This is a genomic window from Pseudomonas sp. AC193 (assembly GCF_979258075.1).
The window spans coordinates 4,901,613-4,914,539 of the sequence record NZ_OZ409832.1; the positions used below are offsets into that span (position 1 = coordinate 4,901,613).

General features: G+C 60.9%; 13 protein-coding genes and 1 pseudogene. 1 reads left to right on the top strand and 13 read right to left on the bottom strand.

The features are described 5' to 3' along the window. Window positions 1-74: 74 nt before the first annotated feature. Complete coding sequence (locus tag ACZZ0D_RS22020) at window positions 75-1,349, top strand: MFS transporter (RefSeq protein ID WP_463554286.1); 1,275 nt, start codon at window positions 75-77, stop codon at window positions 1,347-1,349. On the opposite strand, the gene gspM is transcribed toward ACZZ0D_RS22020, so the two are convergent. From gspM to gbpA, 13 genes and pseudogenes are all read right to left on the bottom strand, one after another. Further along, complete coding sequence (gene gspM, locus ACZZ0D_RS22025) at window positions 1,342-1,788, bottom strand: type II secretion system protein GspM (RefSeq protein ID WP_463554287.1); 447 nt, start codon at window positions 1,786-1,788, stop codon at window positions 1,342-1,344. The two genes, ACZZ0D_RS22020 and gspM, sit on opposite strands and share 8 nt — an antisense overlap. Next, entirely contained in the window at window positions 1,785-2,879 is a 1,095-nt protein-coding gene (gspL, locus tag ACZZ0D_RS22030; protein WP_463554288.1) for a type II secretion system protein GspL, read from the bottom strand. The genes gspM and gspL overlap by 4 nt, the downstream gene beginning before the upstream one ends. Further along, window positions 2,876-3,724, bottom strand: coding sequence for a type II secretion system minor pseudopilin (locus ACZZ0D_RS22035; RefSeq protein ID WP_463554289.1), 849 nt, complete (start codon window positions 3,722-3,724; stop codon window positions 2,876-2,878). The genes gspL and ACZZ0D_RS22035 overlap by 4 nt, the downstream gene beginning before the upstream one ends. Beyond that, the gene (locus ACZZ0D_RS22040) at window positions 3,721-4,212 is read right to left on the bottom strand and encodes a prepilin-type N-terminal cleavage/methylation domain-containing protein (RefSeq protein WP_463554290.1); all 492 of its coding nucleotides are present in this window, start codon (window positions 4,210-4,212) and stop codon (window positions 3,721-3,723) included. The genes ACZZ0D_RS22035 and ACZZ0D_RS22040 overlap by 4 nt, the downstream gene beginning before the upstream one ends. Continuing rightward, on the bottom strand, window positions 4,205-4,588 hold the full coding sequence (gene gspI, locus ACZZ0D_RS22045) for a type II secretion system minor pseudopilin GspI (RefSeq protein WP_463554291.1): 384 nt from the start codon (window positions 4,586-4,588) through the stop codon (window positions 4,205-4,207). Before gspI ends, ACZZ0D_RS22040 begins: the two co-directional genes overlap by 8 nt. Further along, the gene (gene gspH / locus ACZZ0D_RS22050) at window positions 4,581-5,048 is read right to left on the bottom strand and encodes a type II secretion system minor pseudopilin GspH (RefSeq protein WP_463554292.1); all 468 of its coding nucleotides are present in this window, start codon (window positions 5,046-5,048) and stop codon (window positions 4,581-4,583) included. Before gspH ends, gspI begins: the two co-directional genes overlap by 8 nt. After that, on the bottom strand, window positions 5,048-5,506 hold the full coding sequence (gene gspG, locus ACZZ0D_RS22055) for a type II secretion system major pseudopilin GspG (protein ID WP_463554293.1): 459 nt from the start codon (window positions 5,504-5,506) through the stop codon (window positions 5,048-5,050). The genes gspH and gspG overlap by 1 nt, the downstream gene beginning before the upstream one ends. Before the next feature lie 3 nt (window positions 5,507-5,509). Continuing rightward, on the bottom strand, window positions 5,510-6,709 hold the full coding sequence (gene gspF / locus ACZZ0D_RS22060; protein WP_463554294.1) for a type II secretion system inner membrane protein GspF: 1,200 nt from the start codon (window positions 6,707-6,709) through the stop codon (window positions 5,510-5,512). 3 nt (window positions 6,710-6,712) lie between these two features. Then, window positions 6,713-8,179, bottom strand: a complete 1,467-nt coding sequence (gene gspE / locus ACZZ0D_RS22065; RefSeq protein ID WP_463554295.1) for a type II secretion system ATPase GspE — start codon at window positions 8,177-8,179, stop codon at window positions 6,713-6,715. Further along, window positions 8,176-10,064 (bottom strand): annotated as a pseudogene (gene gspD / locus ACZZ0D_RS22070) (type II secretion system secretin GspD). Before gspD ends, gspE begins: the two are co-directional and overlap by 4 nt. A gap of 8 nt (window positions 10,065-10,072) precedes the next feature. After that, window positions 10,073-10,573, bottom strand: a complete 501-nt coding sequence (locus ACZZ0D_RS22075; protein ID WP_256671808.1) for a type II secretion system protein N — start codon at window positions 10,571-10,573, stop codon at window positions 10,073-10,075. 7 nt (window positions 10,574-10,580) lie between these two features. After that, window positions 10,581-11,129, bottom strand: a complete 549-nt coding sequence (locus tag ACZZ0D_RS22080) for a cytochrome b/b6 domain-containing protein (protein WP_463554296.1) — start codon at window positions 11,127-11,129, stop codon at window positions 10,581-10,583. Between the two features lie 74 nt (window positions 11,130-11,203). After that, entirely contained in the window at window positions 11,204-12,670 is a 1,467-nt protein-coding gene (gene gbpA, locus ACZZ0D_RS22085; protein WP_463554297.1) for an N-acetylglucosamine-binding protein GbpA, read from the bottom strand. Between the last annotated feature and the right edge of the window lie 257 nt (window positions 12,671-12,927).

The window sequence follows — 12,927 nt, forward strand, 5'->3', positions numbered from 1 at the left end:
TATATTGGATAGAAACATTAGCCAGCTATATGATTTTTTCATTGCCTGCCTGGCTGTGCCCTCCGAGGTCTGAAGTGAAAACTGCTGTCGCGCCCCTAGCCCATGAAGTTCCGCCTGCTGCGGCCGACGATGTCGTCGCCGAGCTGCAAGAGATCTACATCGAAAAAGGCACGCCGATGTTCATGCGCACGGTGCTGGCGCTGTTCAGTGGCGGCTTCGCGACCTTTGCGCTGTTGTACTGCGTGCAACCGATGATGCCGCTGCTGTCCCACGAATATTCGATCAACGCCGCGCAGAGCAGCCTGATCCTCTCGGTCGCCACCGGCATGCTCGCCATCGGCCTGCTGATCACCGGGCCGATTTCTGACCGGGTCGGGCGCAAACCGGTGATGGTGACTGCGCTTTTCGCCGCAGCGATTTGCACCATGGCCAGTGCAATGATGCCGAGTTGGGAAGGCGTGCTGATCATGCGTGCGCTGATCGGCCTGTCGCTGAGTGGCCTGGCGGCGGTGGCGATGACTTATCTGAGTGAAGAGATTCACCCGCAGCACATCGGCCTGGCGATGGGTTTGTACATCGGCGGCAACGCGATTGGCGGGATGAGCGGGCGCTTGATCACCGGCGTGTTGATCGACTTTGTCAGCTGGCACACGGCGATGCTGGTGATCGGCGGTCTGGCGATGATTGCCGCAGCGGTGTTCTGGAAGATTCTTCCGGAGTCGCGCAATTTCCGTTCACGTTCGCTGCACCCGCGCAGCCTGCTCGACGGCTTTACCATGCACTTTCGCGATGCCGGTTTGCCGCTGCTGTTTCTCGAAGCGTTCGTGTTGATGGGTGCGTTTGTCACGCTGTTCAACTACATCGGTTATCGCTTGCTGGCGGCGCCGTACAACCTTGATCAAGTCTTTGTGGGTTTGCTCTCGGTGGTGTACCTGTCGGGCATCTACAGCTCGGCGAAAATCGGTTCGCTGGCCGACAAACTTGGCCGTCGCAAAGTGCTCTGGGCGACCATTGCGCTGATGTTCGTCGGCCTCGCGTTGACCCTGTTCACGCCGTTGCCGCTGGTGATTGTCGGCATGCTGATTTTCACTTTCGGTTTCTTCGGTGCGCACTCGGTGGCCAGCAGCTGGATCGGCCGCCGCGCGCTCAAAGCCAAAGGCCAGGCGTCGTCGTTGTACCTGTTCAGCTACTACGCCGGCTCGAGCATCGCAGGTACTGCGGGCGGCGTGTTCTGGCACCTTGGCGGCTGGAACGGCATCGGGTTGTTCATCGGCGCGCTGTTGCTGATCGCGCTGCTGGTGGCATTGAAACTGGCGAAGCTGCCGCCCCTGACCGGCACGACTATCTGAGCTGTAGCCGCGCTTCCAGTAGATTGTCGCGCGGCTCCAGGCTCAGCGATTGCAGCACCACGCCGTCACGTTCAAGCCTGTCCAGCCAGAGCAACAATGGCTCGGGCGGGCCACTGAGGGTCAGGCGAATCTGCTCGTTGTCGCTGTCCATTTGCTGCACCTCAAGCCCGGTCGAGTTGAGGCTTTCGCTGATCCTTAACGACAACGGATGAGTCGCGTCGAACGCCGAACTGCTTGGTGGTTGGGCGCGATCCAATTGAATTGCAAAAGCCTGTTGCTGACGATGTTGGCGCTCGAGCGCTTCCAGCCGTTCCACGCTCGGTTGCCACAACCACGAGAACACCGCACCACCCGGCAACCCCGCCATCAGCAGCAGGATCAGCCCACGCTCACGGCGCGACAAACGCCGCCAACGCTGAACGTAACCATCAGACTTCATACGCCCGCCTCCCACGTCAGCGTCGCCGTCACCCGATCGCCTATCTTGCTCGCGCCATCAATCTTGATCGCCAGACCTTGCTGACGCCCGCGTTCACGCAACTGCTCAAGCTCGGCAAAACTATTGGCCGTCAGTTGCACTTTCCAGCCATCGACCTCGGCAAAATCGATGCGTTTGACCTCAACCTGACTCGCGCCAATCACCTGCTCGATCAACCTGACCAGCGCCGCAACCTGAGTGTTGCGAGACTGCGCTGGCAAACTCTGAATCGCCCGCATCTGCGCGGTCAGATCGACGATTTGCCCGTGTTGTGGATACAGCGTTTTGAAGCGCTGTGCATTGTGCTCGGCGAGACGCCGGGTTTCACCGTCAAGGAAACGGAACCGCGTTTCGCTGGCGCCTACGCCCAGCAACAAAAAGGTCAGCAGCACCGCCGCCAGAGAACGCCACGGCAACGGCGAATGCCGTGGCGCAAACTCGCCATGGCGCAGATTGATCGCTTGTCGAAAACCTTCTGCCAGCAATGCCTGTTCATCCGGCTCATCGACCCAAACCATGTCCTCGGGCAACACGCCGTTCAGCGCGACCAAACCTTCCTCCGTCACTGCGAGCCGCGCCGGCAACGCCCCGCCCAGCAACCAGCGTCCGAACCAGCGGGTGCCGATCGGCTGATCCCTGGGCAACAAGTCGGCATCGACAAACACCGAGCGCACTTGCAGACCACTTTCACCGAGCAGCGACAACACCGCGGCCAGGCGCTCACGAGCGATGACCATCAGCGGATAACGTCGCTCGGCGTCCGCTTTGCCAATGCTCAGATGCACAGTATCGAGCGCTTCGCCGAGCTGCTCTTCCACAGCAAATGCCAGCGCCTGCGCGGCGGGCGCACGGCGCCCGGGCCAAGGTTCGCTGCGCAGCCAACTGCAGGATTCGATGGGCAGCAGCAGGTCGATTTTTTGTCCGCGCAGTACTTGTGCGGCTTGATGCAGCGGTATCGATTGACGTTCGCCGGTGTGCGACCACAGGCAACACGGCCAGTCAGTCGACAGGTCTGCAAACCCTTCGGCGGTCAGGTAAAGCCAGTTTTTCATTGCGTTATCTCGAGGCCGCGGGAGGGAAGTAAGCGGCGTTGCAGGATTTTCAGTTGGGCGGATTTTTCGACGAACTCGACGTCAGTGCTCAGCGTCAGCATGTGCTGGTCTTGCACCACGCGCACGCTGATGCGATGCCAGCGACTGTCGACGCCGAGTCCATGGGTATTGATTCCAGCATCAGCGATTAATGGATCGACGCTGAAGCCTTGAACGCTGTGCCATGAGGTTGTCGAACGCTGGTGAACGAGGGCGTCAGCTATGTCCGGTTCGATCTCAAGTACCCGCAGCAACAATGCCGGTGCCGAATTGATATTCAGCGTCGCATCCGTGGGCAGCAGCGCTACCCACTGTTCCAGACGCAGTAACGTTGCCGCATCGAAACCCGGCAGCAGTCTTAATTGGCTCAACTCTGATAAATACCCGACCTGATCAGGTCGCAACGCGGGCAACTCCAGCAATTCGAGCAACCGCGCCCAGCGCTCAAGCGTCACCACATCAATCTGCCCCTGATGCAGCAATGCATTGAGATTGAAACGCGCCGACAGGTCTTCTATCTGCACCTCGACTTGCGCGTCTTCGCTGCCCAGTTCAGGAGTGATTTGCGGCCAGTCGCGGAGCATCTCGGCGTGGTTCTGCTGCTCCACAAAAGCCTTGTGCAAACGCCGTAGCGCCCAGATTTCCCCTTCCATCGCCCACTGACGCAAATGCAAGGTTTGCAGCTGTTGCGCGCTGCTCTGCAAGGCCAGTCGATGACTGCGCAATAGGCCGCTGGTGATCAGCAAAGCGAGGCTCAACACCAGCATCACACTGATCAACGCCAGTCCCTGTTGCCGGTGTTTCATGGCAAGGCTCCCGGCAACAGCAGCACCCGGCGAATGCCTTCATAGCGTCGGGTCGAGAGCTGAAACTCCATCGCAGAATCATCAAGCAGCCGCCAGCGCAGATCGACGACTTCCTCCAGCAACTTCTGCCGCTGCACGGTCAGCGAGCCCTCGGCACGGCTCTCGCGCCACAACACGTCGCCGAGCAAGCGATACGTCAGCTCCTGACGTTCGCTGCGCGGTTGATCCAGTGGATTGCGCCAGTTGCTGCGCTGCACGCTCAGTTGCCCGGCGTTCAAGACCAGTGGCTGCTCGGTGATGTGCAGCAGATCGCGCTCGATCACCGCCACCGCGCGTTGCAGACTTCTGAAAGCGCGCTCATGACTCGCCGTCGCCTGTTGCACGCGCACCACGCTATCGAACAGGCGCCAACTGGCGAGACCGAGTACGGCGAAAATCGCCATCGCGATCACCAGTTCCAGCAAGGTGAATCCGCGCTGGCTATTCATGGCGGCCCTGCAACCGTGCAGTCGTGCGATACAACGGTTGATCGCTGTCGGCGAGACTGATTTCCAGTTCCACCGTGAACAGCCCCGATACATCGACCTCGCGCAGATGCTGACGTAACCGCCATTCGCGGCGATCCATGTGCACGATCTGTTGCTGTTGTCCGGCGACCCACGTGTTTTGCAGGCGCAATTCGTTCAAATGGTTATCCGCCAGCCACGCGGCAAACAACCGTTGCTCAGCCGCACCACTCTGCTGCACCACGTAACGGCTTGCCGAAAGAATCGCTGCTGCGAGTACGGCGAAAACCGTCAGCGCAACCATGACTTCCAGCAGCGTGAAACCTCGCATGCGCTTGATCAGCAGTCGGTCACTCATCAAGCGAGACCTCACTCAAACCGTCCGAAGACAGACCCGCCCAAACCCGCTCGTGAGTGACTAAAAACAAAGTAAACGCACTGATTTCATCGCTGCTCAGAATCAACAATTGCGGCCTATCTGCGCTGCTCGCCAAACGCACCGGCAGGCCCTCCACGGCAAGTCGCGGCTGCAGCTCCGGCGGCCATGTTTGCAAAGCCATTAAAGGCGACCAACCCCGCTCGCCAAGCTGCAGAATGCAATAGCCCTCCAGGCTAAAACCCACACCAAACTCTCGTCCTTCCAGCACCGCCCGTTCGCGAAATTGCTCGATCACCCGTGCAATCCGGCTCGCCTCCTGCCGCGCCACTTGCGCCGGATTGCTGCCGCCCACCAGGCTGACCAAACCCAGCAGCACGCCGATCAGCACCATGACCACCATCAATTCCAGCAAGGTGAAACCCCGGCAGCGCTGGCGCATCAATCGATGGCCCAGTTGCCGATATCCGCTGCGTGGCCGTCACCGCCGCTGATGCCATCGGAGCCCAGCGAATACAAGTCGTAACCGCCGCCCACCGCACGGGTGCCGGGGTTGAGGTATTGATACGGCGTGCCCCACGGATCGCGCGCCAGACTTTTCAGATATCCCGCAGGATTCCAGTTGCGCGCCGCCGGGGTGCCGCTCGGGCGTTTCACCAACGCTTCCAGCCCCTGCTGCGTGGTCGGATACCGCGCGTTGTCGAGGCGATACATCTCCAGCGCCGTGGCGATCGCCTGGATGTCGATCTTCGCCGCGGTGGTTTTCGCCTGATCCGGCCGGCTCATGAATTGCGGCACAACAATCGCGCCGAGGATGCCGATGATCACCACCACGACCATGATTTCGATCAGGGTGAAACCGCGCTGCGCGGTCACTGTTTTTCTGTGCAAAAGAGCCATGGATCAATTCACCAATTGGTTGAGACTGAGGATCGGAAGGAGGATGGCGAGGACGATCAGCAACACCACCGCGCCCATCACCAGCAGCATCGCCGGCTCGAACAAACTCACCATCAAGGCGATGCGCGCAGCGAGGCTGGCTTCCTGTTGTTCGGCGGCGCGGGCGAGCATGGCGTCGAGCTCGCCGGCACGTTCACCGCTGGCGATCATGTGCAGCATCATCGGCGGGATATCGCCACTGCGTTCCAGGCTGCGGGTCAGCGTCGAGCCTTCGCGCACCGAGCGGGCGACCTCACTCATGCGTGCGCGGATGGTCTGATTGCCGATGACGGCGGCGGCGATTTCCAGTGCATCGACCAAGGGCACGGCGCTCTTGCCGAGGATCGCCAGAGTGCTGGCGAATCGCGCTGCCTCCATGGCGCGCAGAAGCGTGCCGATCAGCGGAATATTCAATGCCAGCGCATGCCAGCGCAGTCGCCAGAGCGGTTGACGCAAACTCCAGCGCCAGCCACTAAACAGCGCCAGCGCGCCGCCAAGAAACACCAGACCGAACTGACGTACACCGTCGCTGAGGCTGATCAATGCGCGGGTCAGTAACGGCAACGGCTGGCCGCTGTCGACGAAAATGTTCACCACGTCCGGCACCACGTAGCCGAGCAGAAAACCGACGATGGCCACGCTGGCGAACATCAGAATCGACGGATAGATCAGCGCCATCTGAATCTTTTGTCGCGACGCCTGCCGCGCCTGGGTGTAAGCGGCCAGTTGCTCCAGCACATGACCGAGATGGCCCGAGCGCTCACCCGCCGCCACCGTGGCGCGGAACAATTCGGGAAATGCCGCAGGAAACTGGCTTAACGCGACGGCCAGCGCATGGCCTTCCATGACTCGGCCACGCACCGCCCACAACAATCCGGCAACGCGCCGTTTGCTGGTTTGTCGGGCGACCACTTCCAGCGCTTCTTCCAGCGGCAAACCGGCCTGCACCAGCGTCGACAGCTGCAACGTCAGCAACGCCAGATCGGCAGCGCTCAAGCAACCGGCACGCCTCGCACCCTGTTCACCGCGCAGTTCCTTGAGTTGAAACGGCCACAGTCCTCGCTCTCGCAACAGCTGCCGCGCGTGCCTTGGATTTTCGGCTTCGAGCCGGCCTCGGCAGCGATGGCCTTGCGCGTTGTCAGCGCGGTAATCGAAAGTCGGCATCGCTCAGTCCTCCTGCGTCACGCGCAGCCACTCATCGACGCTGGTGACGCCGTCGAGCACGCGTTGCCGACCCGCCTCAAACAGACTGCGCGAATCCTTGCGCGTGGCGTCGATCAGTTCGCGCTCGCTGGCACCTCGATGAATCAGCGCTGCCACCGGTTCGCTGATGCTGATCAATTCATAGATGCCGATGCGTCCGCGATAACCGTGTTGGCAATGCTCACAGCCCTGCGGCCGAAACAACGCCACGGTCTGCGTGGGTTGCAAATTCAGACGCAGGCGAGTCTCGGCGTCAGCGAAGTACGGCGTCTTGCAATGCACACACAACGTGCGCAACAAACGCTGCGCGAGCACGCCGACCAGCGACGAGGCCAGCAAGTAAGCGTCCACGCCCATGTCGACCAGCCGCGTCACCGCGCCGACCGCGCTGTTGGTGTGCAACGTCGACAGCACTAGATGCCCGGTCAACGAAGCCTGCACAGCAATTTGCGCGGTCTCGCGATCACGGATTTCACCGACCATCACCACGTCCGGATCCTGCCGCAGAATGGCGCGCAAGCCCCGCGCGAAGGTCATCTCGACTTTCGCATTGACCGGCATCTGGCCGATCCCCGGCAGGTGATATTCGATCGGATCCTCGACCGTGAGAATGTTGCGTGACGGATCGTTCAGGCTGCTCAACGCCGCATACAGACTGGTGGTTTTGCCGGAACCGGTCGGCCCGGTCACCAGTAAAATCCCGTGAGGTCTGGCGAGCAGGTTTTGCAGGCTGGCGAGGGTGTCGTCCGGCATGCCTAGACGTTGCAGTTCGAGGCGTCCGGCCTGCTTGTCGAGCAAGCGCAGCACCACCCGTTCGCCATGCGCCGACGGCAGTGTCGAGACGCGCACATCGACTTCGTGCCCGGCCAGACGCAAGGCAATCCGGCCGTCCTGCGGCACACGTTTTTCGGCGATGTCGAGCCGCGCCATGACTTTGATCCGCGACACCAGCAACGTCGCCAGTTCGCGTCTGGGCCTGAGCATCTCACGCAACTGGCCGTCGACGCGCATGCGCACCGACAGGTATTGCTCGAAGGTTTCCAGATGGACGTCCGAAGCCTGCGCGCGCACCGCTTCGCTGAGCAGTGCGTTGATCAGGCGGATCACCGGCGCATCGCCCTGTTGCTCGAGCAGGTCGGCGGTTTGCGGCACCTGCTCGGCGAGGCTGAGCAGATCCAGTTCATCGTCCAGCCCTTGCGCGACCTGTTGCGCGGCGCTCTGACCTTCGCGATAAGTGGCCGCCAGACGCGCGGCAAAAGGTTCTGGCTCAAGCACCGCGATTGACAGTTCGCGAGCACATAAGCGACGCACTTCGGCCAGCGCGGTCAGCGACGTGTCGGCACGAATGAGCAGACGGGAACCCGCAGCGTCCAGCAGCACGCCAAACCGCCGGGCGAAACCGAACGGCAGGATTTCCAGCGGAGCACTCATGGCGCCACCGTCGCGGGCTCAAACAAATGCCGCGCCTCGGCCGGCAGCAACAGCGAGTTGCTCTCCCCGGCCTTGGGCTGACTGAGGTCACGCAAGGTGTTGTAGCGCTGCTGACTGATCCCGGAGAGATCTTCGCGGCTGCGCACGATGGTCGGGCGCAGAAACACCATCAGATTGCTTTTGGTCTGGGTGTCGCGACTCCAGCGAAACAGCGCGCCGAGATAGGGAATGTCGCGCAGCAACGGCACACCGCTTTTCTGCGTGCGCACGCTGTCGCGGATCAGCCCGCCAATCACGATGATTTCGCCGTCGTCGGCGAGAATCGTGCTTTTCAGCGCGCGCTTGTTGGTGATCAGATCCGAGGAATCGATGCCCGACACCGAAGGCGCGATGTCCGAGACTTCCTGCTCGACTTCCAGACGCAGGGTCGAGCCTTCATTGATGTAGGGTTTGATCTTCAGGCTGATGCCGACGTCTTTGCGTTCGACCGTGGTGAACGGGTTATCCGCCCCGCTGCTGTTGGTCGAGTAGGAGCCGGTCTTGAACGGCACGTTCTGCCCGACGATGATTTCCGCTTGCTGATTGTCCAGGGTCAGCAGGCTCGGCGTGGACAGCAGATTGCTCCGCGTATTGCTCGCCAGCGCCGAAATCAACGCGCCGAAACGGTCGCCGCCCAACTGCAGAATCGCGCCGTCGGGCGCCGATTTTTCTCATCGAACTTCAAGCCACCGACGATGGGAATGTCGGTGCCGGGGAAGTTGATAAAGCCCTTCGCGTCGCCCGTACTCAAGCCCCACTGCACGCCCACGGCATCGGCGATGTCGCCGGAGATTTCGACAATGGCGGCGTGGATCAGCACTTGCGCACGCGGCTGATCGAGCTCGCGGACGATGTTCTCGATGGTTCTGACCTGAGCCGGTTCGGCGATCAGCACCAGCGCATTCTGGCTTTCGTCGGCCTTGAGCATGAACGGCGTCGCGGCGGACGCTTCTTTGCCGCTGCCAGCTGTGGGTTGTTTGCGATTCTGTCCCATGCTTTCCAGCACCTGCGCGAGTTGCTTGGCATCGCTGTGGCGCAAACGGATGACCCGCGCGGTGTCGAGACTGGCGGTGGCCGGCACGTCGAGTTGGCGAATCAGCTCGGTCAAACGCTGGCGCACGGCGAGCGGGCCGATGACGATCAAGCGATTGGTTCTGACGTCGGCCAGCACTTGAATCAGCGAGTCGGCATTGCGCTTGCCCAGCGAGGATTCGATCACCGTGGCGACGTCGCTGGCCTGGGCAAAACGCAGCGGTACCACAGCGTGCTGATCTTGCTGACCGCCGTCGAGTTGGCGCACCACCTGGGCGATGCGTTTGACGTTGGCGCCGGTGTCGGTGATCACCAAGGCATTGGCCGAAACGGACGGGCCGAGGTAGCCGTTGGCCGACACCAACGGGCGAATCAGCGCAGACAGATCGGCAGCGCTGCTGGTGTTCAGTTCGATGACTTGGGTGATGAATTGCGCGGGGGTGGCGCGCTCACTGGCCGATTGACCGGCGCGGGTTTTCACGTCTGCCACGGGAGTGATGAGGATGCGGTCGCCCTCATCGATCACGGTAAAGTTGTGCGCGTCCAGCACCGAGTAGAACAAGCGCCGCACGCCCTCACGATCCAGCGCCTGACGGGACATGACGGTGACGCGTCCCGACACACGCGGGTCGAGCACGACGGTGGTGCCGAGGATCGCCGAGATCTCTTCGACGATGTCGCGCAGTTCGGCCTGATTCATCGCCAACTGCCAGCGCTGTTCCTCGGCGTATGCAGGGCGATTGAGGAGCGGCGTCGCCAGCACGGCGCAAACCAACAAGGTGCGCAGAGCGTGCGCGCCGTTCAAGTTGTTCATCAATGAGATCACTCTGACTGCCCGTTCAGCGGGCGTAGAAAACGTGCGGAAATGTCAGCGGCGGGTGCATCGACGGACGCGGGCGAGCGCTTGAGGAATACGCTGGCAGAGGGCGCGAGAAGCAATGATTCCTCCCGCCCCTTGTTCCACAGCACAACGTGTTGTGCCTCGACTCGACGCAATACGCTGCCGCCCGGCAAGTCGTCGCCGACCCGATATAACCGCGCACCTTGCGCAGCGCTTATCAGGGCTTTCGACAGGCCACTGTCGACGGCGAACGTCGCTTGCAGGGTCAGCGATTCGGCGCTTGGTCGAAGTGCGCTGGGCGCGGCGAGCCCGAACACCGTTGCCACTGCGGCGGTGTTCAAAGGTGCAGGTGCCGTGGGCATCGGCACAGCGACCGGTGCTGGAAGACGTTGCGCACTGCGAAACGCCCACTCCTGCCAAGCGAGAAACGCTGCACAGGCGAACGGCAGCGCCCACAGTCCCAACAGCAAAAAAAATCTCACCGGCGGTTCATCCGATACGCCCACAGGTCTGGCGAACGCGCGAGCGCCACGACATGCGTCGCAGCACGCGGTAACCGCGCAGCTCGTGCAGAATCACCGCGCCAATGTGCATCGCTACCAGCACTGCCAACGCGGTGCAGGCCCAGATGTGCAGCACGAAAAAGCCGTCCGTCAGCGCCACATCGCTCAGCGGCTGCGGGAATTCGAACAGGCCGAACACAGGGATCGGTCGATCCATCATCAGCACGCCGCTCACCAGCACCACTGCCACCAGCAAATAGATCAGCCGATGGACAAACATCGCGAGCATTTTTGCCGAGGAAAACTGCGCCATGCGCTCGTGTCGCAGGTGGCTGACAAACACCACCAGCCGCCAGCAGAACACCGGGATGAACAGCGTGGTCAGCGACACGTTGACCCCGGCCACCCACTGTTTGGTGTCATTGCTCACATTGACGTTGGCCACATAAAACCCGGTGACCAGCGTCCACAGAATTACCGCGGCCGACACCCAGTGCAGCAGCATTTGTTGCTTGGAATAAATTGAAAGCGTCATTCGAATCGCCCCTGAAAATCATCAGCGGTCAGACGACCTCGGTGGTCGTCTGACGCAATTACACGGGACGAGCCTTAGAGCTTGTTCCACGCCGCATGCGAGTGCTCGCCGACGCCCGGTTCGAAACCGTTCGCCTCAGGCTTGTACTGCTTGCAATAGCCGGATGCCGGGAACGGCTTGCACTCGAAGACCTCGTTGGTTTTCGGCTGCAGCACCTTGGTGCCGGCGGTGTAGTCGCTGAGACCTTCCGGGAACAGGAAGTCGTAATCGGCACCGGCGCCTTCACCGGTCACGTTGACAGGCTGGGTGTCTTGACGGGTGGTGCGGCCATCCAGCGTGGTGCCAACCAGGGTCAGCGTGTGCGGGCCGGGGTTGCTGCGAATGTCCATGGCCAGCCAGGTTGCACCGCTGTCCGCTTGCGCGGTGGTGGTGCCGACCAGCTTGTTCTGCTCGTTGAACAGGTTGGCTTCGACGTTCATTTTGCGATTGGACATCAGGCTGAAATCGACTTTGGTTTTGCCTTTGTCGAGCACGTATTCGGCTTGTTGCGAGGCCACCGACAGACGCGCGGCGGCGTCTTCTTTCATCAGCAGTTGCACTTCGTAGCGGACAACGCCGCTGTCTTTTTGTGCGTACAGCGTGTTGCTGCCGCGAATCGCTTCGATGTTGCCGTTTTCATCACGAACGCCGGCGCGGATCAGGGTGTGGGTCTTGTTGATCTGCTCGGCGAGTTTGAACGACCAGTTTTGTGGCTCGGCGTCTTCGGCGTTGTCGATCGAGATTTCGACGCTGTAGGAAGCACTTTCGCCCGTCGCGGTGAAGGCGCGGGCCTTGACCTTGTCACCAGCCAGCAGCGGCGTCGATGGCGCGATGACGCCGACGGACGACCAGCCACCTGGCAGGGACGGCTCGGCAATGATGTTTACGTCGAGGACATTGTGGAAGGCCATTTTGGTATCACTGACGCCCCAGATCGCGAGGATCACGTGCTGACCGTTTTTGTCTTCCGGGATACTGCAGCGATGCCTGGTGCCTGGCACAGGCATCTGAAAATCACCCGCGACCTCGCAAAAAGGCGTGCTCTCGAACGAAGTGCGTTTCAACGCTTCATTCGGGTTCCAGCCGTTACGGGTAATGAAATATTGGTGTTTTTCCACCGGGTGTGGCGCTTCGTAATGCCACTGGAAATCCAGCGTGCGCTCTTTGATGTCGGTCAGCTGCCAGCGTGTGGCGGACTGCACGTCCAGAGCAGTGAACAGTTCATTGCCACCGCTAGCGATCCTGCCATCAACCGGCCCTTGGCCCGTGCCACCACCCACACCGGCCGGAAAACCCTGAAAGGTTTCGCCAACACTTTGTGGTTCGTATTGCGCACCACCACAACCGGTGTTTACACCCTTCTGGCACAGCAACGCGCGCGATGGCGGCACCTCTACATAACCATGGGCTACTGCGCCCGAAGAACCCAGCATGGCCGACAGTAAAATCAACGAAGAAGTGCACGTTGCCAACGCACTCCTTTTAAAAATTGGTTTTTTCATTGTTATTCCAGGCTCATATCAAATAAGCGAGCCCGGCATAACGCCAGGCTCTAATACGGTGCTCGACGCCATGCCGAACACATGCCTGAAACCTTACGTGGACAGGGAAAACTTCTATGTAGGAGTAATCACCGGGTGTAGCAGGAATAGTCGCCACGGAAACTAATCCGACAACTAAGGAAAGAATTCTTACAACAGGAAACTATTCATCCTCACCCTCCAGAGCCCTCACCCTAGCCCCCTCCGAAGGGATCAGA